The organism is Actibacterium pelagium, from assembly GCF_002285415.1.
GTDB lineage: Bacteria > Pseudomonadota > Alphaproteobacteria > Rhodobacterales > Rhodobacteraceae > Actibacterium_B > Actibacterium_B pelagium.
Genome location: NZ_NSBU01000007.1, coordinates 1,447,798 through 1,472,973, shown reverse-complemented (window position 1 = coordinate 1,472,973; position 25,176 = coordinate 1,447,798). Strand labels below are relative to the sequence as shown.

24 protein-coding genes are annotated in these 25,176 nt (G+C 59.9%); 15 read left to right on the top strand and 9 right to left on the bottom strand.

The genetic code is table 11. The features are described from left to right. Nucleotides 1–64 precede the first annotated feature (64 nt). The gene (yghU, locus tag CLM58_RS16150) at nucleotides 65–919 is read left to right on the top strand and encodes a glutathione-dependent disulfide-bond oxidoreductase (protein WP_095596885.1); all 855 of its coding nucleotides are present in this window, start codon (nucleotides 65–67) and stop codon (nucleotides 917–919) included. Nucleotides 920–969: 50 nt separating this feature from the next. On the opposite strand, the gene CLM58_RS16145 is transcribed toward yghU, so the two are convergent. Next, on the bottom strand, nucleotides 970–1,518 hold the full coding sequence (locus CLM58_RS16145; protein ID WP_095596884.1) for a hypothetical protein: 549 nt from the start codon (nucleotides 1,516–1,518) through the stop codon (nucleotides 970–972). 162 nt (nucleotides 1,519–1,680) lie between these two features. Further along, on the bottom strand, nucleotides 1,681–2,703 hold the full coding sequence (gene trpS / locus CLM58_RS16140; protein ID WP_095596883.1) for a tryptophan--tRNA ligase: 1,023 nt from the start codon (nucleotides 2,701–2,703) through the stop codon (nucleotides 1,681–1,683). A gap of 76 nt (nucleotides 2,704–2,779) precedes the next feature. Between trpS and CLM58_RS16135 the strand changes: the two genes are divergently transcribed. Then, a complete protein-coding gene (locus CLM58_RS16135) occupies nucleotides 2,780–3,466 on the top strand; it encodes a rhomboid family intramembrane serine protease (protein WP_095596882.1) in 687 nt (228 codons plus the stop codon). Nucleotides 3,467–3,493: 27 nt separating this feature from the next. Here the strand turns inward: CLM58_RS16135 and murJ are convergent, their stop codons facing one another. The 3 genes from murJ to CLM58_RS16120 are packed head-to-tail and all read right to left on the bottom strand — an operon-like array spanning nucleotide 3,494 to nucleotide 8,982. After that, nucleotides 3,494–5,038, bottom strand: a complete 1,545-nt coding sequence (gene murJ, locus CLM58_RS16130; protein WP_095596881.1) for a murein biosynthesis integral membrane protein MurJ — start codon at nucleotides 5,036–5,038, stop codon at nucleotides 3,494–3,496. Continuing rightward, entirely contained in the window at nucleotides 5,038–7,794 is a 2,757-nt protein-coding gene (locus CLM58_RS16125) for a [protein-PII] uridylyltransferase (protein ID WP_095596880.1), read from the bottom strand. The genes murJ and CLM58_RS16125 overlap by 1 nt, the downstream gene beginning before the upstream one ends. Before the next feature lie 24 nt (nucleotides 7,795–7,818). After that, nucleotides 7,819–8,982, bottom strand: a complete 1,164-nt coding sequence (locus CLM58_RS16120; RefSeq protein WP_095596879.1) for a penicillin-binding protein activator — start codon at nucleotides 8,980–8,982, stop codon at nucleotides 7,819–7,821. Between the two features lie 92 nt (nucleotides 8,983–9,074). On the opposite strand from CLM58_RS16120, the gene rsmI reads away from it, so the two are divergent. From rsmI to CLM58_RS16100, 4 genes are all read left to right on the top strand, one after another. Next, nucleotides 9,075–9,929 (top strand): 16S rRNA (cytidine(1402)-2'-O)-methyltransferase, encoded by an 855-nt coding sequence (gene rsmI / locus CLM58_RS16115; RefSeq protein ID WP_095596878.1) that lies wholly within the window; start codon nucleotides 9,075–9,077, stop codon nucleotides 9,927–9,929. After that, the gene (locus CLM58_RS16110) at nucleotides 9,926–10,279 is read left to right on the top strand and encodes a YraN family protein (RefSeq protein ID WP_095596877.1); all 354 of its coding nucleotides are present in this window, start codon (nucleotides 9,926–9,928) and stop codon (nucleotides 10,277–10,279) included. Before rsmI ends, CLM58_RS16110 begins: the two co-directional genes overlap by 4 nt. Before the next feature lie 66 nt (nucleotides 10,280–10,345). Then, complete coding sequence (gshB, locus tag CLM58_RS16105) at nucleotides 10,346–11,287, top strand: glutathione synthase (RefSeq protein ID WP_095596876.1); 942 nt, start codon at nucleotides 10,346–10,348, stop codon at nucleotides 11,285–11,287. A gap of 3 nt (nucleotides 11,288–11,290) precedes the next feature. Further along, complete coding sequence (locus CLM58_RS16100) at nucleotides 11,291–12,199, top strand: alpha/beta hydrolase (RefSeq protein ID WP_095596875.1); 909 nt, start codon at nucleotides 11,291–11,293, stop codon at nucleotides 12,197–12,199. Here CLM58_RS16100 and CLM58_RS16095 read toward each other — a convergent pair. Both CLM58_RS16095 and CLM58_RS16090 read right to left on the bottom strand, forming a co-directional pair. Further along, nucleotides 12,169–13,683: a YifB family Mg chelatase-like AAA ATPase gene (locus CLM58_RS16095; RefSeq protein WP_095596874.1), complete on the bottom strand. Its 1,515-nt coding sequence runs from the start codon at nucleotides 13,681–13,683 to the stop codon at nucleotides 12,169–12,171. The genes CLM58_RS16100 and CLM58_RS16095 overlap by 31 nt on opposite strands. A 56-nt stretch (nucleotides 13,684–13,739) precedes the next feature. Further along, complete coding sequence (locus CLM58_RS16090) at nucleotides 13,740–14,426, bottom strand: glutathione S-transferase (protein WP_095596873.1); 687 nt, start codon at nucleotides 14,424–14,426, stop codon at nucleotides 13,740–13,742. A 286-nt stretch (nucleotides 14,427–14,712) separates the two neighbouring features. Between CLM58_RS16090 and CLM58_RS16085 the strand changes: the two genes are divergently transcribed. From CLM58_RS16085 to CLM58_RS16055, 7 genes are all read left to right on the top strand, one after another. Next, entirely contained in the window at nucleotides 14,713–15,588 is an 876-nt protein-coding gene (locus CLM58_RS16085) for an RNA polymerase factor sigma-32 (protein WP_095596872.1), read from the top strand. 68 nt (nucleotides 15,589–15,656) lie between these two features. Continuing rightward, nucleotides 15,657–16,373, top strand: coding sequence for a ChaN family lipoprotein (locus CLM58_RS16080; protein WP_229666077.1), 717 nt, complete (start codon nucleotides 15,657–15,659; stop codon nucleotides 16,371–16,373). A gap of 67 nt (nucleotides 16,374–16,440) precedes the next feature. Continuing rightward, entirely contained in the window at nucleotides 16,441–17,634 is a 1,194-nt protein-coding gene (gene coaBC, locus CLM58_RS16075) for a bifunctional phosphopantothenoylcysteine decarboxylase/phosphopantothenate--cysteine ligase CoaBC (protein ID WP_095596871.1), read from the top strand. After that, on the top strand, nucleotides 17,631–18,098 hold the full coding sequence (gene dut, locus CLM58_RS16070) for a dUTP diphosphatase (RefSeq protein WP_095596870.1): 468 nt from the start codon (nucleotides 17,631–17,633) through the stop codon (nucleotides 18,096–18,098). The genes coaBC and dut overlap by 4 nt, the downstream gene beginning before the upstream one ends. Then, nucleotides 18,098–19,135: a HesA/MoeB/ThiF family protein gene (locus tag CLM58_RS16065; protein WP_095596869.1), complete on the top strand. Its 1,038-nt coding sequence runs from the start codon at nucleotides 18,098–18,100 to the stop codon at nucleotides 19,133–19,135. Before dut ends, CLM58_RS16065 begins: the two co-directional genes overlap by 1 nt. A 67-nt stretch (nucleotides 19,136–19,202) precedes the next feature. Beyond that, on the top strand, nucleotides 19,203–21,224 hold the full coding sequence (locus CLM58_RS16060; protein WP_095596868.1) for a M3 family metallopeptidase: 2,022 nt from the start codon (nucleotides 19,203–19,205) through the stop codon (nucleotides 21,222–21,224). 27 nt (nucleotides 21,225–21,251) lie between these two features. Further along, the gene (locus CLM58_RS16055) at nucleotides 21,252–21,992 is read left to right on the top strand and encodes a sulfite exporter TauE/SafE family protein (RefSeq protein ID WP_095596867.1); all 741 of its coding nucleotides are present in this window, start codon (nucleotides 21,252–21,254) and stop codon (nucleotides 21,990–21,992) included. Nucleotides 21,993–21,995: 3 nt separating this feature from the next. Here the strand turns inward: CLM58_RS16055 and CLM58_RS16050 are convergent, their stop codons facing one another. After that, on the bottom strand, nucleotides 21,996–22,487 hold the full coding sequence (locus CLM58_RS16050; protein WP_095596866.1) for an SH3 domain-containing protein: 492 nt from the start codon (nucleotides 22,485–22,487) through the stop codon (nucleotides 21,996–21,998). Nucleotides 22,488–22,608: 121 nt separating this feature from the next. Here CLM58_RS16050 and CLM58_RS16045 point away from each other — a divergent pair, with 121 nt between their 5' ends. Together CLM58_RS16045 and CLM58_RS16040 are read left to right on the top strand one after the other, a co-directional pair. Then, on the top strand, nucleotides 22,609–23,595 hold the full coding sequence (locus tag CLM58_RS16045; RefSeq protein ID WP_095596865.1) for a 2-hydroxyacid dehydrogenase: 987 nt from the start codon (nucleotides 22,609–22,611) through the stop codon (nucleotides 23,593–23,595). Nucleotides 23,596–23,828: 233 nt separating this feature from the next. Further along, entirely contained in the window at nucleotides 23,829–24,470 is a 642-nt protein-coding gene (locus tag CLM58_RS16040) for a Hint domain-containing protein (RefSeq protein WP_095596864.1), read from the top strand. A gap of 2 nt (nucleotides 24,471–24,472) precedes the next feature. Here CLM58_RS16040 and CLM58_RS16035 read toward each other — a convergent pair whose 3' ends face one another. Continuing rightward, nucleotides 24,473–25,048, bottom strand: coding sequence for a DUF937 domain-containing protein (locus CLM58_RS16035; protein WP_095596863.1), 576 nt, complete (start codon nucleotides 25,046–25,048; stop codon nucleotides 24,473–24,475). Between the last annotated feature and the right edge of the window lie 128 nt (nucleotides 25,049–25,176).

The window sequence follows — 25,176 nt, the reverse complement described above, 5'->3', positions numbered from 1 at the left end:
TGCCCAGTTGATCGCCAGCGATCAGAAGTTAAGTGTGCCGGGAAGATTTGCAAGGACGACTTTAATGACTGATCAACCATCGTACACTCCACCCCGCGTATGGGCTTGGGAAGCCGAGAACGGCGGTACATTCGCCTCGATCAATCGCCCCATTTCTGGCGCGCGTGAGGAGAAAGAATTGCCCGTGGGTGATCATCCCTATCAACTGTATTCGATGGCAACGCCAAATGGGGTGAAGGTCACCTTGATGTTCGAAGAACTGCTAGAGGCAGGGTTTGACGCGGAATACGACGCTTGGCTGATCAAGATCGGTGACGGGGACCAGTTTGGGTCGGGGTTTGTCGAAATCAATCCGAACTCGAAAATTCCGGCGCTTGTGGATCACACGGGCGATGCGCCGCTGAACGTCTTTGAAAGCGGCTCGATCCTGATGCATCTGGCCGAGAAGTTCGGGGCCTTCCTTCCGAAACAGGGGGCCGCGCGGACAGAGGTGATGAACTGGCTCTTCTGGCAGATGGGCAGTGCGCCGTTCCTTGGGGGTGGGTTTGGCCATTTCTATTCCTACGCGCCCGAAAAGATGGAATACCCGATCGACCGTTATGCGATGGAGACCAAGCGCCAGTTGGACGTGCTGGACAAGGTTTTAGCCGAACGAGAGTTCATTGCCGGTGACGACTATTCGATCGCGGATATGGCGATCTGGCCGTGGTATGGTGGTCTGGTGCTGGGGCGTCTTTACGATGCAGCAGAGTTCCTGGACGTCGAAAGCTACACGAATGTCGTGCGCTGGGCCAAAGCCATCGATGCGCGGCCAGCCGCGTACCGTGCTCGGATGGTCAACCGGTCTTGGGGCGCGCCAGAGGAACAGTTGCCCGAACGACATTCGGCTTCTGATTTCGACCGCCCCAAAGCGGCTTAAACCGAAAGACAAAGGGCCCCGACCGGGGCCCTTTTTACTGCTTCAGAATATTAAGACGTGACGGCGACGCCGCCAGTGGCAGCGGAGCCGAGAACACGCAGGAAGCGGGCAATATTGTCGCGAGCCGCTCCTTCATTGGCTTTCCGTAGGCGTTCGACACCAATCAGAGATTCAGAGAAAGCCGCTGTGTAGACAGACTCGATCGTGCGGTCCAAACGAATGCGGTCGTTTGAATCGATGACGTTGTAGCGTACCGTCATTTCCACTTTCAGGCTGGTCCCGAACATGGGTTGCTTAAGGCTAAGGATATCGGCGCGAACCGCGTATCGACCGGATGGATTCAGGATACCCGCAGCTTTGAGCGCATCAGTCAGCGCGACTTTGAAGTCGTCTGCTGAAATCTGCGACATCAACATCGGGTTGGTTTCCTGCCCCCCATAAGTGTCAACCTTTTTGACGTTCGCCCGGTAAGGGCTGGACGCTGAGACCAATGAGATCTCTGTCGGCACCATCGCGGTTTTTTCAGCAGGTGCAGCACAAGCGCTGACGACAAGGCAGATGGCAGCTCCGCGTAGGGCGTTCGTTCCAATAGTAGTCATTTAAATTTCCCCCCTTTTGCACCGTTTGGCTTACGGCATTCCAAAAGTATTCCATGCAACGCGAATAACGGCGTTGATACACATCAACAGCGTGTTTGCCCCTTTTCAGACGGAAAAGGGGTCCCAAATGGGACCCCTTTGACCTTGATCTTTTAAAACAGTTTACCCGCGGACAAAGCCCATGATGTCGAAGGTTTTCGACAGGATAGGCTCGGCGATTTCGCGGGCGCGGTCGGCGCCTGCCGCCAGCGTCCGGTCGATCTCGGCCGGGTCGGCCATCAGTCGGGCCATTTCCTCGGAAATCGGTGCCAGCTTGTCCACGGCAAGATCTGCGAGGGCGGGTTTGAACTGACCCCAGCCTGCGCCTGCGTATTCGGTGATGACCGCTTCAGCCGTGGTATCGGACAGGGCCGCGTAGATGTCGACAAGGTTGCGTGCCTCGGGGCGGTCCTTCAGACCCTCATAGTTATCGGGCAGGGCATCCGGGTCGGTGCGCGCCTTGCGGAACTTCTTGGCGATCTTGTCGGCGTCATCGGTCATGTTGATACGTTCCATGTCGCTTTCGCCGGACTTCGACATCTTCTTGGTGCCGTCGCGCAGGTTCATGACACGGGTGGCGGGGCCTTCAATCACCGGTTCCGGCAGGGGGAAGAAGCCTTCGGCCTTGAAGTCGTGGTTGAACTTCGATGCGATGTCGCGGGTCAGTTCAACGTGCTGCTTCTGGTCCTCGCCCACGGGGACGTGCGTCGCGTGATACAGCAGGATGTCGGCCGCCATCAGCGACGGATAGGCGTAAAGTCCAAGCGACTGCTTCTCGGCGTTCTTGCCGGCTTTTTCCTTGAACTGGGTCATGCGGTTCATCCAACCGACCCGCGCGACACAGTTGAAAAGCCAGCCAAGCTCTGCATGGCCAGAAACGCGCGACTGGTTGAACAGGATCGACTTGGCCGGATCCAGACCCGAGGCCAGATAGCCAGCCGCCACTTCGCGGGTCGCATGGGTCAGATCAGCCGGGTCTTGCCAGACGGTGACAGCGTGCAGGTCCACAACGCAATAGATGGTCTCCATCTCGCTGTCTTGGGTTTGGACAAACTTCTTGATCGCGCCAAGATAGTTGCCAAGGGTCAGCCCGCCCGACGGCTTGATGCCGGAAAAGACACGGGGGGTATGGGTGACATCGGCCATGTCGAATGCTCCGTCTGGAATTTTTCCTCTCGCTCGCTTACCCACGGGGGGAACGCCCGTCAACCAAAGGCCCGACATGTATCAGGATCCGAATGCCCCTCCGCTGAACCCTTTGCCGCCCGTGGTGTGGTTTCTGACGCTGCCGATCATCGCCGTCGAGGCGATGTTCCAGCTTGCTGATCGCGGCATCATTGGCGGGCCCGGCGGCATTGGCTGGCGGCTTGAAGCACTACAGGATTTCGCCTTCAGTGGCCGGATTTTCGACTGGATGCTGGCCAATGGGGTATTCCCACCTGAACATATGCTGCGCTTCGTCAGCTATGCGTTCCTGCATGTCAGCTTCACCCACATCCTGTTCGTGGTGGTCTTTATCCTAGCGCTTGGCAAGATGGTCGGAGAGATCTTCAGCTTTGCCGCAGTCCTTGCGGTCTTCTGGACAGGGATCGTGGCTGGAGCAGTGGCCTATGGGCTGGTTCTGGATGACAACGTGCCGTTGGTTGGCGCGTTTCCCGGCGCCTATGCGCTGATCGGCGCCTATACGTTCATCCTGTGGGTGGCGCTTGGCAACATGGGAGAGAACAAGATGAGCGCCTTTACCTTCATCGCCTTCCTGATGGGCATCCAGCTGTTCTTCAACATCTTCTTTGGTGGGGCGAATGATTGGATCGCCGACATAGCAGGGTTCGCCGCGGGGTTTCTGCTGTCGTTCGTGGTCAGCCCGGGGGGTTGGAACCGCGTGATGGGGAAGCTGCGGCAACGTTGACGATTACTGTGCGGCTGCTTTTCGGGCTTAGTTCGATCGACGCAGTTCGGCCTTCATATCTGACAGTCTGAACGCGCCAATCAGCTGACCGATTACGCCGTAGCTGATCAATCCCAACCCGACCAACGCAGCAAGTGCTGCGTATCGGATGGTATTCGCCTCTAGCCAGCCCGTCAGTGCGAGTGAGGCGGCGTAAAGCAACGCGCCCATCAAAACAGACGCCAGAACGATCCGCCCGATCCGCTGCCAGAAGCGGGCATCAAGCTCTGCCTCTTGGCCCATGTTACGCGATCCGCGCCACAGAAGAATGACCATGCCCCAGGCAGACAGCGTGGTGCCCCAAGCCGCAGCCAGATAGCCGATCATCGGGGCCAGCCCGATGGCCAGCACAGCATTCACCACCATGGCGACGAGGGCATAGCGGAACGGGCTGCGGGTGTCTTCGCGTGCGAAGTAAAGGGGTTGAAGCACTTTCTGGATCACAAAAGCGGGCAGGCCAAGCCCATAGATGCCAAGCGCAAGAGCCGTCGCGGCGGTGTCTTCCGGGCCGAACGCGCCGCGTTGGAACAACACGCCAACCAAGGCGCCGGGAATGGCAATCAAGGCGACAGAGGCGGGAATGGTCAGGGCAAGCGACAGCTCAGCCGCGCGGGATAGGGCAGCCTGACCGCCTGCGGTATCCCCGGCACGCAGCTTGCGCGACAGGTCGGGCAGCAAGACTACGCCAATGGCGATCCCGACCACGCCCAAGGGCAGCTGGTACAGGCGGTCTGCATAGTTCAGCCACGCGATCGCGCCGTCAAAGAAGCTGGCCACTTGCCGCCCGATCAGCAGGTTCACCTGCACGACACCTCCGGCAAGGGCAGCGGGGGCTGCGATGATGGCAAGGCGTTTCAACTCGGGCGTCATGCGCGGGCGCTGCAGAGTTATGCGGAACCCCGCGCGTTTGGCGGCGATCCAGACCAAAGCCATCTGCGCAATGCCGGCAATCGGAACGGTCCACGCCAGCGTCTGCCCCACTGGCCAGCCCAAGGCCCGCCCCAGAACCATCGCACTGATAAATAGAACGTTCAGCAACACGGGCGCCGCGGCGGCTGCCACGAACCGCCCCGTTGCGTTCAGAACGCCCGACAGCAGGGCAGCGAGAGAGATGAAAAGGATATAGGGAAACGCGATCCGGCCGAAATCGACTGCCAGATCATATCGGCTGTCGTTCAGGAACCCGCCGGCCATGGCCAGAACCAGCCAAGGCATTGCGAACATGGCCAACACGGTGAACGCAATCAGAACCGTCGCCAGTCCGGTAAAGGCCTCGCGCGCGAAGCCTTCGGCGTCTTCGCCGCCTTCCAGTTTCTTCGAGAACATCGGCACAAAGGCCATGTTGAAAGCCCCTTCGGCGAAGAACCGGCGGAACATGTTGGGTAACGAAAAGGCGATCAGGAAGGCCTCGGCCACCGGGCCAGAGCCCAGAAAGGCCGCGATCATGATATCGCGTACAAATCCCAAGATACGGCTTGCCAAAGTCCAGACCCCGACGGTCAGGAACCCCTGGATCAGCCGGATCGGGCGCATCAGGCTTCGGCCCTTTCAACGTTGCGTTCAATCGCTTCGCGCAGGCGCTTTTCCAACGCGTCGCGCTTGGCCTGCGAGTGGAGTTTCAATCCGAACATATCCTTCACATAGAAGCTGTCGACCGCCTGAGCACCATAGGTCGCGATCACCGCGCTGGCGATATAGATGTTGTTGTGTGCAAGGGTCTGGGCCACGTCGAACAACAGTCCGGGCCGATCGCGGGTGTCGACCTCGATGATGGTGTAGATCTCGGACCCTTCGTTGTCGAAAGAGATCGAAGTCGGGAATCTGAAGCCACGCTCGCGCTTCTTCATCTTGTCGCGATCCGCCAGCTTGTCGCGTGCCACGACCTCGCCCTTCAGGATCTTGCCGATCACCTGTCGCATACGCGGGATACGGCTGTCTTCGTAGGGGTGGCCATCGGCGTCCTGAACCCAGAACACGGCGGTCGCATAGCCGTCTTTCGAGGTATAGGTCCGCGCGTCCACGACATTGGCCCCGGCCAGTGCCAGCGCGCCCGACAGACGGGCAAAGATACCGGGGTGGTCGGCCAGAGCAAAGCAGATCCGGGTCGCATCGCGATCCTTGTCCTCTTGCAGGTCCAGTCGGATTTCGTCGTCCGAGATGCCTTGCAGCAGCCGGGCAAAGACCTGATGGGCTTCGGTGGGAAGACCTTGCCAATAGGGCCCGTAGTGACGGCCGGTTTCGATGCGCAGGTCTTTCTTGTCCCAATCGGACAGCGCTTCGCGCAGCGCCTTGCGGGCCTCGTTCTCGCGGGCTTCGGTGTTGATGGCCTCGAGCCCGTTTTCCAGCGCTTCGGTTGTTTGGCGATACAGGTTGCGGATCAGTTGCGCTTTCCAGTTGTTCCACGTGCCCGGACCCACGCCGCGAATGTCGCAGACGGTGAGAACGGTCAACAGGTCCAGCCGCTTGCGGTTCTTCACCAGCTTGGCAAAGTCGCGCGCGGTGCGCGGGTCAGAGATATCGCGTTTCTGGGCGATGTCGGACATCAGAAGGTGATAGCGGACCAGCCATTCGACAGTCTCACACTCACTTTTCTTCAACCCAAGCCGCGGTGCCACCCTCCGTGCAATTTGCGCCCCCAGAACCGAATGGTCCTCGGGCCGGCCCTTGCCGATGTCATGCAGCAAGAGAGCCACGTACAGAACCTTACGGTTCAAGCCCTTCTTCAGGATACTGCTGCTCAGCGGCAGTTCTTCGATCAGTTCTTCCCGCTCGATCTGGGCAAGGGTCGAGATGACCTGAATCGTGTGCTCGTCCACCGTGTACTGGTGGTAGACGTTGAACTGCATCATCGCCACGATGGGTTCAAACTCTGGGATGAACGCCGATAGAACCCCCAGTTCGTTCATACGGCGCAGGCCGCGTTCGGGGTTGCCGTGCTTCAGCAATAGGTCGATGAAGATCCGCTGCGCTTCGGGGTCGTCGCGCATGTTCTCGTCGATCTCGTCAAGGTGGGCCGAGATCATCCGCATCGCGTTCGGGTGGATCAGCGTTCCTGTGCGCAGGGCCTCTTCGAAGATGCGCAGGATGTTCAGGCGATCTTCGAAAAACTGATCTTCGTCTTCGATATCCAGACGGTTCTGGAAAATCCTATAGCCGGGCTTGGCCTTGCGTTTGCGCCGGAAGATGCGTGTCAACATCGGTTCCGACTTCACATGACTTTCTTCCAGCGCGGTGAGGAAGATGCGCGTCAGCTCGCCCACCTTGGTTGCGTGGCGGAAATAGTCCTGCATGAAGTGCTCGACGTCGCGCCGACCGTCACGGTCGGTATAGCCAAGGCGCGGGGCGACCTCGATCTGCATGTCGAAGGTCAGCTGGTCCATGGCGCGACCAGACACCAGATGAAGCTGGCAGCGCACCGCCCACAGAAAGTCCTCGGCCCGCTGGAACGAGTCGAGTTCTTCCTCGGTGAAAACACCCTTCTCCAGAAGCTCGGCGACCGTGTCGACGCCGTGGACATATTTCGCGATCCAATACAGCGATTGCAGGTCGCGCAGCCCGCCCTTGCCTTCTTTGACGTTGGGCTCCAGCATATAGCGCTGGCCACCCTGTTTGGTGTGGCGCTCGGCGCGTTCGGCCAGCTTGGCCTCGACAAACTCGCCAGCCGTGCCCTGAAACAGCTCAGACCGCAGCTTTTCGCGCAATTCCTCTGCCAAAGTTTCTTCGCCGAAGATGTGGCGCGTTTCCAGCAGGGTTGTGCGAATGGTGTAATCTTCGCGGCCAAGGTTGATACAGTCGCGGATCGTGCGGCTGGCGTGACCCACCTTCAGGCGCAGGTCCCACAGGATATACAGGGTGGATTCGATGACGCTTTCCGCCCAGGCCGTGATTTTCCACGGGGTCAGAAATAGCAGGTCCACATCTGATTGCGGGGCCATTTCGGCGCGACCATATCCGCCAACCGCAAGAACGGTCAGGCGCTCTGCCGCGGTCGGGGTGGGGGACGGGTGCAGATGTTGTTCGGCAACCGTCAGGGCAGAGGTCACCAACCCATCTGTCAAATAGGCATAGGCCCGTACCATGCCCCGCGTGTGAAACGGGTTATCTGCAATCGCCTCTGCGATCCGCGCGCGACCTGCCTTGTTGGCGGCCAGCAAGGTTTTTACGGTCCATTTGCGCAAGGGAGCTGCCTCGCGCCCGTTTTCCTGAACATATTCGTCCAACGCGGCGCGAAACGCCTCTGCATCAAAGATTTCCTGTGCAGGGCAAATCAGGTCTTCTGGTGTTTTCAAGGTCTTCTTCTGACGTTTGGCCGATCAGAGACCGGCATCAAGGAATGAGCGTGGGGCCGGGGAGACGATCAGAACCTCGTTGTTGACGATCTGTGCAACCGCAAGGCCCCGTTCGTTGGTGCCATCCGCCTTGAGGCGGAATACGCCCGACGCCCCGGCAAACCCGTTTGGCTGGGTCAGCGACGCAGCGGTCAGTGCACCTTTGTCACCTGCGGCGATCAGCGCGCCCACGGCTGCGATCCCGTCATAAGACAGATGGGCCAACGCATGCGGCGCCTCGCCAAAGGCGGCCTGATAGCGGGCCTCAAACTGGTTTTTCACACCCGGATCAGGCAGCGTGAACCACCCGCCCTGAACGCCGGGCAGTGCCAGTGTTCCGGGCAATGCGTCCCAACGGGTCAGGCCTGCATATTGGAATTTTTGCGGGTCCAGACCGTTTTCGGACATCAGCTGGGTCAACAGCGGCAGCGCCCCGTCAACCGTCGCGTTCATAATGATCGTGTCGGCACCGGACTCGCGCGCTGTCTTGGTGATATTGGGCGTCGCCTGAACAATGCTGTTCTGCGACAGGTCATAGACCTCGGACGCGACGAAATTGGCGCCATATTTCGCGGCAGCATTGGCGACCGATGCGCGCCCCAGCTCTCCGGCTACGCCGCTGTCATGAACGACCATCACATCCGTGCGGCCTGTTGCCATCGAATAGCTGACAAGGCGGTCTGCCGCATTCTGGAAGGTTGCCCCCAGAATAAAGACGTTGTTGCCCGCAATCGCCGGGTTGTTCGAAAAACTCAACACGTTCACGTTGCGGCCTGCCACGGCGACACCTGCCGCGCTGGAGCTATGCGAATACAGCGGGCCGAGAATCAGCTTTGCCCCATCGTTCACCGCTTCTCGGGCAACAACAGCGGCTTGGCTTGCATCACCGGCCGTATTGTAGATACGAAGGTCGATTTTTGCGCCGTTCAGGTCCGAGATCGCAAGGCGTGCGGCATTTTCTAGGCTGCGTGCCAATAGGGTGTCGCTGGGCTTTTCAGAGCCGCCGGGCACCAACAAAGCAACGGGTACAGCGCGTCCGGTGTTGATGGTCGGACCACCTCCGGTCTGACACGCGGCCAGCAAAGCGACGGCGGTCAGGGCGCCAACGGGGCGCATGATCTTGCGAAGCGATTTCAAAAGGGCGAACATGTGGTAATCCTCGGCATCCGTATGGGTCGGGTCTTGGCCCGGACACTACGCATTTCGCTTGAGCAAGTAAACGCAGGACAGGGCGTCACAGTTTGAAGATTTTGAATGAGCGGCCAGAGCCGGGGCTCTATTTTATCGCGACACCGATCGGGACGGCGCGGGATATCACCTTGCGCGCGCTGGATCTGCTGCAGGCCGGAGATGTGCTTGTGGCAGAGGACACAAGGACCCTGAAACACCTGATGCAGATCCACGGAATCTCGGTCGGGGATCGACCTTTGCTGGCCTATCATGAGCACAGCCAAGATAAGCAACGCGCCAAGGTTTTACAGCATTTGGCCGCCGGTCAGTCCGTTATCTATGCCAGCGAAGCCGGGACACCTTTGGTTGCAGATCCCGGCTACCAGTTGTCGCGCGCTGCGATTGAAGAGGGGCATAAGGTTTATGCCGCGCCGGGCCCTTCTGCAGTGCTGGCCGCGTTGACCGTTTCGGGCCTGCCAAGCGACCGGTTTCTCTTCGGCGGCTTCCTGCCGTCGGCCAAGGGCGCGCGGGTCAAAGCGCTGCAGGAACTAGCTGCAATCCCGGCAACGACGCTTTTATATGAATCACCCAAGCGACTGAAAAAGACGCTGGATGAAATGGTCGAGGTGCTTGGGCCGACACGGCAGGTCGTGGTTTGTCGAGAGCTGACCAAGAAGTTCGAAGAGGTGGTTCGAGGCACCGCCGAAGAGGTGCGCGCAGAATTTGCGGATCGAACAATCAAGGGTGAAATCGTGATCCTTCTGGATCGTGCCGAGGCTGCTGCCCCCGAAGAGCAGGACGTGGAAACAGCCCTTCGCGTCGCGTTAGAAACCCTGTCGGTCAAGGATGCCTCGGCCAAGGTCGCCGCCGATCTTGGGCTGAAGAAACGAGATGTTTACCAATTGGCCCTCAAGCTGGGGGAATGACAGGACAAGTTTCTTATCGGGCAGGACTTGCCGCCGAAGCCATCGTTGCAGAGCATTACCGTAGACGCGGCGCCGTGATCGCGGCGGACCGCTGGCGCGGCAAGGGCGGTGAAATTGACCTTGTGGCGCGCGAGGGCGGCAAGGTGATTTTCATCGAGGTCAAGAAAAGCAAAACCCATGCAGAGGCGGCGACGCACCTTTCCGCCAACCAGATCGCCCGAATTTTTGCAGCGGCCAGTGAGTTTCTGGCGGGCGAACCCAAGGGCCAATTGACCGAGACGCAATTCGACGTGGCATTGGTGGACGGACAGGGAAAAATCGACCTGTTGGAGAACGCACTAAGCGTCTAGCGCGAATGATGGATTGAAACCCGGACCGGTTCGGCCCAAGTATGGCCTCTAGAAGGAGGACCTTGCATGGGTTTGAAAGTCGCCATTCAGATGGATCCGATCGCGCCGATTGATATCGACGCAGACAGCACATTCCGCATCGCCGAAGAAGCGCAGGCGCGTGGGCACGAGTTGTTTTACTACACCCCCGACCACCTGTCGTGGCGCGAAGGCAAGGTCATGGCGCGCGGTTGGCCTCTGACGGTGCGCCGTGTGAAAGGCGACCATTTTGAACTTGGTGAGCAGGCCGACGTTGATCTGGCCGATTTCGACGTTGTCTGGCTACGGCAAGACCCGCCGTTCGACATGGGCTATATTACCACGACCCATCTTCTGGAACGTGTCCACCCAAACACCATGGTTGTGAACGATCCGTTCTGGGTTCGAAACTTCCCGGAAAAGCTGTTGGTGCTGCAGTTCCCCGACCTGATCCCGCCAACCATGATCGCCCGCGATCTGGACACGATTAAGGAATTCAAAGACGAACACGGGGACATCATCCTCAAGCCGCTTTATGGCAATGGCGGGGCTGGCGTGTTCCGTCTGGACCCGAATGACCGCAACCTGTCGTCGCTTCACGAGCTGTTCACCGGCATCAACCGAGAGCCGTTGATCGCACAGAAATTCCTGCCCGATGTCTCGAACGGGGACAAACGCGTGATCCTTGTCGATGGCGAACCCGTGGGCGCGATCAACCGCGTACCGCAAGCGGGTGAGACACGATCGAACATGCATGTGGGTGGACGACCCGAAAAGATCGGCCTGTCCGATCGTGACATGGAAATCTGCAAGGCCATCGGCCCAATTCTGCGTGACCACGGCCAGATCTTTGTCGGCATCGACGTCATCGGCGACTATCTGACCGAGATCAACGTCACCTCGCCAACCGGTATCCAAGAGTTGGAACGGTTCAACGGTGAGAATATCGCCGAGAAGATTTGGCAAGCGATCGAGGCCAAGCGGAGCTAACCCATGTCCTTCCGTCTGCGCCTTCTGAACTTCTGGTTTCGCCGGTCCATAAAGCCGCATCTGCGGCGGGTGGCGACGCCGGAAAAGGCGCGGGCAGAGTTCGAATGGATCGCTCCGCGACTGTTCTGGCTGCCATCGGGCACCTGCCATCTGCCCAGAAAACTGGGCAATCTGGACTCTCACTGGTTCCGGCGCGGCGCGGCCGCTGATGGCAAGATCGTCCTTTATCTTCACGGCGGTGCCTACATGGCCGGTAGCGGGCGCACCCATGCGCGGCTTACCGCAGCCTTGGCCGGGCAGGCCGGGATCGAGGTTTGCAGCCCGAACTATCGACTGCTGCAAGAAGCGCCATTCCCGGCGGCTTTTGACGACGCCTTGCACGCGTGGGACGCTTTGCTGGCCAAAGGATACGCGCCTTCGGACATTGTTCTGGCTGGTGACAGCGCCGGAGGAGGCCTTGCCTTTGCCCTGCTTGCAGACCTGCTAAAGGACGGCCAACGACCCGCAGGGCTGGTGGCGTTCAGCCCGTGGACAGACCTTGGACTGACGGGTGCATCGCTAAGCGCCAACAAATCCGCTGATACTCTGCTGCCTGTTGAGCGCGTCGAGGAAGCCCGCGATTTCTATCTGGACGGCGCCGATCCGCGCGACCCGCGGGCGTCCCCGCTTTATGCGTCCTTCCCTGATTGCCCGCCGGTCCTGATCCATGTCGGCAGCACGGAAATCCTGCAAGACGACAGCTATCGCATCGAAGCGCATCTGCGTGAGTCCGGGGTGGATGTCACCCTGCGTACCTTTGATCAATGCCCCCATGTCTGGCACTTTTTCGACGCGTGGTTGCCCGAAGCGCGCGAGGCGATTGCCGATGCCGGGCAGTTCATTCAGGCCTCTTTGGTGAAAGCCAGCCGATAGCTTAGGGCTTCGGCGACATGGGGGTGGCGGACGTCAACAGACCCATCCAAGTCGGCAATGGTGCGGGCGACGCGCAGGACACGATGATACCCACGGGCTGAAAGGCCGAACCGTTCCGCGGCTTGGGTCAACAGGGTGCGGCCCTCGGCGTCGGGTGTCGCAATTTCTTCCAAAACCTTGCCCTGCGCTTCGGCGTTGACGTGTGTCTCTGTGTCATCTGCGAACCGTTGGGACTGCACTGCGCGCGCCGCGGCGACACGTGATGCGACTGTGTCCGAGCCGTCACCGGTGGCGGGCAGTTCAAGGTCCTGAAACGTCACCGGAGGCACCTCAACCCGCAGATCGAACCGGTCCATCAGCGGGCCGGAAATTCGACCCATGTAGTCTTCGCCACACATCGGAACCCGCGCGCAGGCGCGTGAAGGATCGGCAAGATATCCGCATCTGCAAGGGTTGGCGGCGGCCACCAGAAGGAAGCGGCTTGGATAGCGAATATGAGCGTTGGCGCGGGCGACCATCACTTCGCCTGCCTCGATAGGCTGGCGTAGGGTTTCCAGAACCATTCGGGGGAACTCGGGGAACTCATCCATGAACAGGACCCCGTTGTGCGCCAAGGAAATCTCTCCCGGTTTCGCGCCACGCCCTCCACCGACGATGGCCGCCATCGACGCTGTATGGTGGGGCTCTCGGAACGGGCGTTCACGTGAGATCCCCCCGTCGTTCAAAAGACCCGCAACAGAGTGGATCATCGAGGTTTCCAGTGCCTCAACCGGCGACAAAGGTGGCAGAATACCGGGCAGGCGTGAGGCCATCATGGATTTGCCGGACCCGGGGCTGCCGACCATCAACAGGTGGTGCCGTCCCGCCGCGGCAATTTCGAGGGCGCGTTTGGCGCGTTCTTGCCCTTTGACGTCACGAAGGTCTTTGGACGCAACATTCGTTTCCACTTCTCCCGGTTCGGCGGGGTCCAGTGGCATCTGGCCGGTGAAATGGCGGATCACCTCTGCCAATGAGGCCGGGGCGATCACCTGCGTGGCCCCGACCCAAGCCGCTTCGGGTCCGCAGGCGGCGGGGCACAGAAGGTTGCGGTTCTCTTCGGCCGCGGCCATGGCGGCAGGCAGAGCACCCGAGACCGGGATCAGGGCTCCGTCCAAGGACATTTCCCCCAAGACAACAGTGGATTGGACGGCGTCGGGCGGCAAGATTTCCAATGCAGCCAACAGCGACAGGGCGATAGGCAGGTCGAAGTGTGATCCTTCCTTCGGCAGATCAGCCGGTGACAGGTTGATCGTCACCCGCTTCGACGGCAGGGCGATGGCCATGGCGCTTAGGGCGGCGCGCACCCGGTCGCGGGCTTCGCTGACAGCCTTGTCGGGCAGGCCAACGATGGAAAAAGCGGGCAGGCCCGCGGTGACAGCGCATTGCACCTCGACCATTCGGGCCTCGACCCCCTCAAAGGCAACAGTGTAGGTGCGGGTAACCATGGGGCCTCTCGTAGCGGTTCATGGTTAACCGCTACGAAAGAGGAGTTTACAGGGCGTTAATCCGCGACCGGCCAAGGGGCAGTTTCAAGCGGCATCTGGTAGGGCTTGGGCAGGATAATCTGCTTGGCGCCCTCGGCCCGCCATTCACGGAAGGCTGGGTCGTTCAAATGCGCCTGCACATAAGCCTGCGCGGCCTTGGACACCGGCAGCTCGTAACAGGCGATCCGAGCGGCCACCGGGGCATAAAACACATCTGCCAGAGAGTACTCGCCAAAGAGCCACGGGCCGTCGCCGCCAAATTTCTTGCGCGCTGCGGCCCAAAGCTCTTCGATCCACTTCAGGTCGTCCAGAACACCCACAGAGGGTTCAAATCCAACCCACCGATGCGCAAGGTTCATTGGGCAATCATTCCGCAAATTGCCAAAGCCGGAATGCATCTCAGCCACTAACCAGCGCGCCAACATGCGGGCAGAAGCGTCGGCTGGCCAAAGACCGGCCTTGGGGTGCCGTTCAGCCAGTGTTTCGGCGATGGCTAGGGTATCCTGTACCGCGTCGCCTTCGGGCGTGCGCAGGACCGGAACTAACCGCGCCGGGGCCAGGTGGGCCAGATCACGGGCCATATCGGACCCGTACAGGTCTACCATGTGCACTTTCGCAGGTAGGTTGAATTTCGCAATCATCAGCCAGCCGCGCAGCGACCAGGATGAATAGGTTCTTGCGCCAATATAAAGATCATAAGTCATGGCACGCAGCCTAGCCGTGCGATGCAAATTTCCCCAATCGCGATTTGTGGGCCTGACCATTACAAGAACTAATCGCGCAGATGTGATGCGCATTTATGCGTTTGAATGCACATTTAATGTGAGTCTTTGGCGATTGCTGCACAAAGGGCGATTTGGCTAGCATCAACTCGAAATCGAAAAGCTGACCAAATTTGTTTTCTATTGTTTTGATCCGGAACCGCGCCCCCCACGTATCCAGATTGAAGAAAAGCAAAAAACGCTGCTCCTTGGTACGGTTGGAGGTCCGATGCCCCTAGATAACAACGATTTTTCCTTGTCTCGCGTGGCAATGAAGGCAGAACTGCTGGATGCTGAAACGGAACGTCGCCTTGCCTATGCTTGGCGTGATGAACGTGACGAAGAGGCGCTGCATCGCCTGATCACCGCGTACATGCGTCTTGCAATCTCTATGGCGGCAAAGTTCCGGCGTTACGGGGCCCCGATGAATGACCTGATCCAAGAGGCCGGGTTGGGTTTGATGAAGGCTGCGGACAAGTTCGACCCGGACCGTGGGGTACGTTTTTCGACTTATTCGGTCTGGTGGATCAAGGCCTCGATCCAGGATTACGTCATGCGCAACTGGTCCATGGTGCGAACCGGTTCGACCTCTTCCCAGAAATCGCTTTTCTTCAACATGAAGCGCGTTCAGGCGCGTCTGGAGCGTGAAGCCGAGGCGCGTGGCGACACTCTGGACGGACATCAGCTGCGCCAGCTGATCGCGACCGAAGTTGGCGTGCCGCTTCACGATGTCGAAATGATGCAAGGGCGCCTTGCGGGCTCTGACTTTTCGCTGAATGCTACGCAATCAGTGGATGACGAGGGACGCGAATGGATCGACGCGCTGGAAGACGACTCGGCTCAGGCAGAAGAGGTGGTCGAACATGCTCACGACACAGAAGCCCTGCGGGGTTGGCTGTTGGATGCGATGTCGATTTTGAAACCCCGCGAGCAGTTCATTATTCGCGAACGCAAGCTGCGCGAACCGGCGCGGACATTGGAAAGCCTAGGCGAAGAGCTGGGTCTGTCGAAAGAGCGTGTGCGCCAACTGGAAGCCGCGTCCTTCGAGAAAATGCGCAAACGTCTGGTCAGCGAAAACCGCGAGGTAGAGGCATTCTTCGGCTGATCCTTGGGCTCTGCTTTGTCGCAACGCCGACGTTCGCAGAGCTGATATCCTCGGATGGCTTGGATGGCTTGCCGCAAAGCGATGTCGTTTTGCTGGGCGAGGTGCACGATAATGCCGCCCATCACACACATCAGGTTCGGGCTGTGAAGGCTATTCAACCGGCGGCAATCGTGTTTGAAATGCTGACCCCGGAACAGGCTGAAGTCGCGAATGACCTTGTCGGTGCTGCGGCTGGTGAATTGGCCGAGGCTTTGAATTGGGCCGATACGGGCTGGCCTGATTTTAACATGTACTATCCCATTTTCACGACGTCCTCTGCTCGTATTTACGGCGGAGCCTTGCCGCGCCAGAACGTACGCCGCGCAATTAGCGAGGGGGCAGCCGCCCTCTTTGGGGATGGGGCTGAACGATACGGGCTGACAACACCGTTGCCCGAAGACCAGCGTGAAACCCGAGAGGCGGCTCAGATGACGGCCCATTGTGACGCCTTACCACCGGAAATGCTGCCGGGCATGGTAGAGGCGCAGCGCCTTCGGGATGCGGCGATTGCCCAAGCGGTCGTCGAGGCGTTTCAGGCGACGGGCGGGCCGGTGGTCGTGATCACGGGCAATGGCCACGCGCGGTCAGATTGGGGCGTGCCGCACAACCTGCGTGTTGCGGCGCCAGACCTGACCCTGCTGTCCATCGGGCAGTTCGAGGAAACCCCTGATCCCGGTGAACCTTTTGACCTTTGGCTGGTGACCGACCCAACCGAACGTGAAGACCCCTGTGCCGCATTTCAGTGACATGCCGATGCTTGTCACTTCCGCGCCCAGCCCCTAGGGTCGGGCCAAGACCTAGGCGGAGGCCAAGATGCTGGCAGGAAAGCGTATCTTACTGATCATTGGCGGTGGAATTGCCGCGTTCAAGTCCTTGGACCTGATCCGGCGACTGCGGGAACGCGGCGCCACGGTGACGCCCGTTTTGACCAAGGCGGCAGAGGAATTCGTAACGCCCCTGTCAGCCTCGGCGCTGTCGGCGCAAAAGGTCTATCGCGACTTGTTTGACCTGACCGATGAGGCCGAAATGGGCCATATCGAGCTGTCTCGCGCCGCAGATCTGGTGGTTGTCGCGCCTGCGACGGCGGACCTGATGGGAAAGATGGCGGGTGGTCTGGCAAATGATCTGGCCTCGACCCTGTTGATGGCGACGGACAAGCGCGTGCTTCTGGCCCCTGCGATGAACGTTCGCATGTGGGAACACCCCGCCACGCAACGCAATCTGGAAACGCTGAAAGGCGACGGCATCCTGTTCGTCGGTCCGACCGAGGGCGACATGGCCTGTGGCGAATTTGGCCCCGGCCGCATGTCCGAGGTGCCGGATATCGTCGCAGCCGTCGAAGCCGCCCTTATGGATGGCCCGCTCAAAGGGAAGCATATCGTCGTGACCTCTGGCCCGACACACGAACCGATCGACCCGGTCCGCTATATCGCGAACCGGTCCAGCGGGGCGCAGGGAACCGCCATCGCGCGGGCCTTGGCCGCCTTGGGAGCGCAGGTAACCTTTGTCACTGGACCCGCCTCTGTCGCGCCACCCGAAGGTGTGAAAGTGGTCAAAGTCGAAACCGCGCAGCAGATGTTGCAGGCGGTGCAGCGGGGCTTGCCCGCCGACGCCGCGATTTTCGCGGCTGCGGTTGCCGATTGGCGCGTCGAGAATGCCTCGGACAGCAAGATGAAGAAAACCAAGGGCGGCACGCCGGACCTGTCCTTTGCCGAAAACCCCGACATTCTGGCCACGGTCAGCGGCATGACCAAGGGCCGGCCATCACTGGTCGTGGGGTTTGCCGCTGAGACAGACGACGTCATCGCCCATGCAACCGCCAAGCGACAGCGCAAGGGCTGCGACTGGATCGTCGCCAACGATGTCTCTCCTGAAACGGGGATCATGGGCGGGGCCGAGAATTCGGTCACCGTGATCCGCACCGACGGGACCGAGGAATGGCCCCGGATGAGCAAGGATCAGGTCGCCGCACGCCTTGCCAACGCTATCGCCGAGGCTTTGGCATGACCCCCACTATCCGCGTCCTGCGCGAAGACTGGGCCGATCCCGCCATCGCCTTGCCCTCTTATGAAACTGCCGGGGCCGCCGGGGCCGATATCCGCGCGAACCTGCCCGAGGATATCCGCGCTGAGGGGTTCACCCTTGCCCCGATGGAACGCCGCATCGTTCCCACCGGCCTGCGCGTTGAAATCCCCGAAGGGTTAGAGATGCAGATCCGTCCCCGCTCTGGCCTCGCGCTGAAGCATGGGATTTCGCTGCCAAATACGCCGGGCACGATCGACAGCGACTATCGTGGCCCGCTTGGGGTCCTTCTGATCAACCTCGGGGCCGACGCCTTTACGATCCACCACGGGGATCGGGTCGCGCAGGCCATCATCGCGCCGGTGGTGCAGGCGCAGTTTGCGGTTGCCGACGCTCTTGGCGATACGACCCGCGGCGAGGGCGGTTTTGGCTCTACGGGGCGCTGCTGATGGGGTTTGTACTGGTCATGGCGGCGGTGCTTTGGGGCATCGGGGCGGCAATGAAAGCACCGTACCGGATGCGCTGGGCGATGATCGGCATGCTTTATCTGGGCGTCCTGCTGGTGCATGTCCTGCCCGGAGATAACCCGCTGAAACAGGCAACAGGCGGCTCGCTGGGAGAGTGGCTGCTTTTGGGCGGGGCGATCGCACTGATCGCAGGCTACCGCGTGGTCCTGCGCCAACTCAAAGCCCGCGCCAAACCCAAACCCGCCAAGCAAGTGCCCGTCGGACCGTTCTCGGCCAGCGAGTTGGAGCGTTACGCCCGCCACATCACCTTACGCGAAATCGGCGGCCCCGGACAAAAACGCCTGAAAGACGCGAAGGTTCTGGTGATCGGGGCAGGGGGGCTGGGCTCGCCCGCGCTGATGTATCTGGCCGCGGCAGGTGTGGGGACCATTGGTGTGATTGACGATGACGAGGTCGATCTGTCCAACCTGCAACGCCAGGTGATCCACAGCGACGACCGGGTCGGCGTACCCAAGGTCTTTTCCGCCGAGATCACGATGCATGGCATCAACCCGCATGTAGAGGTCCGCCCCTATCACCGCCGCCTGACAGAAGACGACGCGCGAGAGCTGTTCGCAGATTATGACCTGATCCTCGACGGCACCGATAATTTCGACACCCGTTACATGGTCAACCGCATCGCGGTGGAAACCAAAACCCCATTGATCTCGGCGGCGATCACCCAGTGGGAAGGCCAGATCAGCCTGTATGATCCAGCAAAGGGCGCGCCCTGTTACCAATGCGTCTTCCCCAAAGCCCCCGCCCCGGAATTGGCCCCGTCCTGTGCCGCCGTGGGCGTCATAGGCGCCTTGCCGGGGGTGGTCGGGTCCATGATGGCGGTCGAGGCAATTAAGGAATTGGGCGGCGCGGGCGAAAGCCTGCGGGGCCGGATGCTGTTTTACGATGCGCTTTACGGCGAGAACCGCCAGATGAACCTCAAACCGCGCGCGGATTGCCCGGTTTGTAGCGGCGACGCGTAACAAAATCTTCAAGGGTTCTGGACCTTTCCCGGCCGCGCTCCTAGCTTCATCCGCAAAGGAGATCGCCATGACCAACCCGCTTTTGTCCGACTGGGACACGCCGTTCCAAATCGCCCCCTATGCGGACATCTCTGATGAGGATTTTGCCCCGGCGTTCGAGGCCGCATTGGATGAAGCGCGGGCCAATATCGCGGCGATCGCGGACAGTGGCGATGCGCCCACCTTTGCCAACACGATCGAGGCGCTGGAACGCGCAGACAAGCTGTTGGGTAAGGTCCTTGGCACCTTCTATTCCGTCGCTGGCGCCGACAGTAATTCTGCGCGCGAAGCGCTTCAGCGTGAATTTGCGCCAAAGCTGTCGGCTTACTCTTCGGAAATTACGATGAACGAGAAACTGTTCGCGCGGATCGACGCGTTGTGGGAGGGTCAGGACGCCCTAGACCTGACCGACGAACAGGAACGTGTGCTGTACCTGACTCACCGCTCTTTTGTACGTTCAGGCGCCAAGTTACAGGGGGCCGAGGCAGACCGGTTAAAAGAGGTCAAATCCCGCCTCGCAGTGCTGGGGACCGAGTTCACGCAGAACCTGCTGGCCGATGAACGCGAATGGTTCATGGAACTGACCGAGGCTGATCTGGAAGGTCTGCCTGATTTCGTGGTGACCGCCGCGCGTGCAGCTGGTGAAGAAAAGGGCGCAAAAGGCCCGGTCGTGACCCTGTCCCGCTCGATCATTACGCCATTCCTGCAGTTCTCTCCGCGCCGCGATCTGCGCGAGAAAGCCTATCGCGCCTGGGTCGCGCGGGGTGCCAATGGCGGTGACACCGACAACCGTGGCATCGCCGCCGAGACGCTGGCCTTGCGAGAAGAACGCGCCAAGTTGCTGGGCTACAAGGATTTCGCAAGCTTCAAGCTAGAAACCGAAATGGCCAAGAACCCAGACCGCGTGCGCGAGTTGCTGATGCAAGTTTGGGAACCGGCCAAGGCCGCCGCTGATCGCGATGCAGAGGTTCTGGAAGAGCGTATGCACGCTGATGGGATTAATGGGCGGTTAGAGCCGTGGGACTGGCATTATTACTCCGAGGCCCGCCGGAAGGCCGATCATGATCTGGATGAGGCAGAGCTGAAGCCTTACCTGCAACTCGATCGCATGATCGAGGCGCAGTTCGACTGTGCGAACCGCCTGTTCGGGCTAGAGTTCACACCGCTAGAGGCCAGCCTTTACCATCCCGACGTCCGCGCCTGGGAAGTAACCCGCGGCGGCGAACATATCGCGGTCTTCATGGGGGACTACTTTGCGCGCGGGTCGAAACGGTCCGGTGCGTGGTGTTCGGCCAGCCGGTCTCAAAACCGTCTGGATGGCGAAGAGCGCCCGATCGTCCACAACGTCTGCAACTTTGCCAAACCGGCCAAGGGCAAGCCCGCGCTTCTGTCCTATGACGACGCGCGGACGCTTTTCCATGAATTCGGCCATGCGCTGCACCAGATGCTGTCGAACGTGACCTATGAATCCATTTCGGGCACCTCGGTTGCCCGGGATTTCGTGGAATTGCCAAGCCAGCTTTACGAACATTGGCTAGAGGTCCCAGAGGTCCTTCAGAAATACGCCACCCACGCCGAGACCGGCGAGCCCATGCCAAAGGACATGCTGGATCGCCTGCTGAAAGCCGCCACCTACAATATGGGGTTCCAGACGGTGGAATACGTGGCCTCGGCACTGGTGGACCTGTCCTTCCACGAAGGCGCAGCGCCTGCCGACCCGATGGCCAAACAGGCCGAGGTTCTTTCAGGCATTGGCATGCCCCATGCCATTTCCATGCGCCACGCGACCCCTCATTTCGCGCATGTCTTTTCTGGTGACGGCTATTCCAGCGGCTACTACAGCTACATGTGGTCCGAGGTGATGGACGCCGACGCATTTGCCGCCTTTGAAGAGGCCGATGGCCCCTTCGATCCGAACATGGCCTCAAGGCTAGAGCAGTTCATCCTGTCCAAGGGCGGATCGGAAGACGCCGAGCAGCTGTATCTGCAGTTCCGCGGCAAGATGCCGGGGCCAGAGGCCTTGCTGAAGGGGCGGGGTCTGGCAGCTTAAGCTGCTTCGGACGCCCGGAGAACCAGTATGGACTTTTGGATCGTAGCCGGTCTGGCGGCTTTTTTGTTGGGGGTTTCTAAGGGCGGGGTGCCGATGATCGCCATGCTGGCGGTCCCGCTTTTGTCTTTGTACATGGACCCGGCGATTGCAGCAGGGTTGCTTTTGCCGCTGTATAACCTTGCCGACGTCTATGCTGTCTACCTCTTCCGCAAGGCGTTCTCTGTCCGGAACCTCAAAATCATGCTGCCCGGGGCGACAGTGGGCATCCTGACTGGGTTTGCTACGGTGACGGTGGTGCCCCCAGATGCGGTGAAACTGCTGCTGGCCGGCATCGGGCTAACCTATCTCTTCAACACGATGCGGCACCGGTTTGCGCGGCGCGAAGTCCCCATCAAGCCAGCCGATGTACCACGCGGCATTTTCTGGAGCACGCTTGCAGGGCTGACCAGCTACATCTCGCACGCAGGTGGTCCGCCGTTCCAAGCCTATGTGTTGCCGCAACGGCTGGACAAGATGGTCTACCTTGGGACGGTCACCATCTTCTTTGCCTTCGTCAATTTGATGAAAGTGCCGCCCTATATCATTGCGGGTCAATTGACGTGGGAAAGTGTTCAGCAAGTCGCATGGCTGTCGCCCATGGCGCTGTTGGGCGCATGGAGCGGCGCGTCCATTTCCCGTGTGATGCCGGAGAAAGCTTTCTTTCTGATGATCGAAATCGCTTTGGGCCTCGTATCGCTGAAGCTGCTGCACGAGGTTCTTTGGGGCTAGCCCTTATTCGCGGATCTCTTCAGGGTCGACGCCCCACAGGGCCTGTTTCGGCACCCAGCCTTTGACACGGTCGGCGCGGACCTCGCACCAGTCTCGGGTGCAGGCACCGAGACGGGCGATCGCGTTGATCTCGGCATGTGCCCGGACTTCCGCGTCAAGGGTCGGCGCGCGGCGCAAGGCCAGCATTTCTTCTTCGATGATCACGGTGCGCACGCCCGATAGCAGCGAATAATGGATCCAGCCGCCCAGCCCGTCACGGTCCACTACTCGGCGCCAATGACCGTATTCAGCGGTAATCTGCAGCGGCAGGTTGCGGTGTTTGTAAACCCAGTCGATCCGGTGGCTCAGGCTAGGGCCACGGCGCACATTGCCTTCGGCGGCTTTCATGCTGACATAGCGGGGCAGGGGAAGATTGGTAACCGGTCCGCGATCCTGCGCATGCGCCGCCGCGGTCAAAACCACGCAACACAAAAGACCCGCCAGAAACTGCCGCATTGAACTGCTACCCGCCTATTTTTGGCACGTCATTTTTTGCCCGTTTGGGCTTGTGCCTTCTGCTCTTCTCGGACAGTTTGCCATTAACGCTCCGCAATGGGAAGCACGAGGAACAATTCGCATGTCCAAACAGCGACTAAGTGTTGTTGTCACGCGACGGCTGCCCGAGCCGGTCGAAAAGCGATTGCAGGAATTGTTCGATGTAGAGCTGTCTGACCGCGATGAACCCGCCGACCGAGAGTGGCTGACCGAGGCGATGAAACGCGCCGATGTTCTGGTGCCCTCGATCACGGATAAAATCGGACCGCTAGAGCTGGTCGATGCGGGGCCAAGGCTGAAACTGATCGCCAACTACGGCGCAGGTGTCGACCATATCGACGTAGAGACCGCCCGGTCTCGTGGCATCATGGTCACCAACACCCCCGGCGTTGTGACCGAAGACACCGCCGATATGACCATGGCCCTGATCTTGGCTGTGACCCGCCGTATCCCGGAAGGTCTGGCGACGATGCAATCGGGAGAGTGGGACGGCTGGTCTCCGCTTGCGATGCTTGGTGGCCGGATCAGGGGGCGCAAGTTGGGCATCCTTGGCATGGGCCGCATCGGTCAGGCCGTCGCGCGTCGCGCGCAGGCCTTCGGGATGGAGATCCACTATCACAACCGCCACCGCCTGCATCCGCAGACCGAAGAGGGGTTGAACGCCACGTGGTGGGAAAGCTTTGACCAGATGGTGGCGCGGATGGACGTGATCTCGATCCACTGCCCCCACACACCGGCGACCTTCCATCTGATGAACGCGCGCCGCCTGAAGCTGATGAAACCCGAAGCGGTGATCATCAACACCTCGCGCGGGGAAGTGATCGACGAAAACGCCCTGACCAGGATGCTGCGCGCCGGAGAGATCGCCGGAGCAGGTCTTGATGTGTTCGAACACGGCACCCAGTTCAACCCGCGCCTGCGCGAGTTGCCGAATGTCGTTCTGCTACCCCACATGGGGTCGGCAACCGTCGAAGGCCGGATCGAGATGGGCGAAAAGGTGATCGTCAACATCAAGACATTCGAAGACGGACATCGTCCGCCGGATCAGGTCCTGCCAGAGATGGTCTAGATCCTCGGCATCGCCGAGCGAATCGATTCTTGCCGGTAATCCTTTGCAAGGGGGAAAAACCGGACAGTTTTACCCCTTCGTATAGTTCCGAATGCCTCTTGAGAGGCGAATGGTCATCTTTTTTAGTGAAATTGGTGAAAATCTGCCGAATTTCGGTCCGATTCCGAAAATAGCGTTGATGGGTAACAGCTCTGTGAGCATGCTCACGTCACACTTTTGGGGATCACATCATCATGAGCTTTCAGCAACCTGTCACGGTTGACGCACGACATGGTTCGGATTTTGCCGGCGGAATTGTCGAAGGTGCGTTGCTTCGCACTCCTTGCGGGCCGCGCCGGATCGAAACGATGCGCCCGGGCGACATGGTCGTAACGCGTTGTGAGGGGTTGCAGCCGGTTCGCATGATTCTAAGCCGCAAGGTCAGCCGTGAAGAGTTCCTGAAATCTCCGGACAAGGCGCCCGTGCGCATTCATGCCCGCGGAGTTGGCCCGATGATGCCGCAAAAGCCGCTGTTGCTGGCGGGCGATCATCAAATCGTGGTTCCGGGTTACCGGGTGGATGGTCAACCGGACGATACGCCCGTCTTCGTCCGCGCCAAAGACCTGTTGGAATCTGACGAGACGGCCAAGATCGACAAGTCTTTTTCCAGCGTGACCTTCTTTCACCTGGTGTTCGACTCGCATGTGGTCTTCATGGTGAACGGCCTACCGGTCGAAAGTTTCCATACGGAACGAAGCAAACTTGACCGCATCCACCCAGAGGTTCTGCGCAAGCTGGAAAGCGCAATCCCATCGCTGCGCGAGACCGGTCATGTGACACCCGCAGCGCGTTACGCGCTGCGTGACCAGATCACGCTGTTGCCAGCCACTTTCTGAACCTAGCGCAGGAACCGACCGATCAGGTCGTTCAGCGGTGATCCGTCACCGTCGTCGTCCAACAGTGCGCCCAGAGACCCAAGGTCGGGCTTGCCACCACGGCCGTTCAAAAGCCCACCGATCAAAGAGCTGACGTTGTTGCCTTCCATCGAGGCGATTTCCGTATCAGGAACGGTCTTTTGCATGCCGCCCTGCATCATCGCCGCCAGTGCGGGCAGGAATTGCATGATGATGCTGGGATCTATTCCGGTACGGCCTGCGGCCTCTTCCGCCATGGCCTGAGGGGCTGCATCACCGCCCATCAGGGTCTTCAGGAAGTCCATTCCCTGCATCTGACCCGCTGGTGCTGCGGCCTGTGCGGGGTCGTCGAACATTCCGCCCTGCGCCTCTCCGACAAGCGTGCCAAGCAGGTCTTCCAACCCACCTTGCGAGGCTTTCTTCTTGGCCGCTGTTCCAATGGCCGGAGCGAACATCTCAGCCAGTTGACCAGCTTGTCCCCCTTCCAGACCAAATTGTTTTGCAAGGGTATCAATACCCTGACCCCCTTGGGCATTCTGAAGAAGCTGAAGCAATGACATGGCGATAATCCCGAGTTCAATAAACGAATGATCCGGAAGATAGGGCGCAGTCCTTACCTTGTCTGGGGGAGAAGGGCGCGGATTTTCCCTCTAAAATTCTTGGTTTTTTGACAACCCGCCCGGTGTGG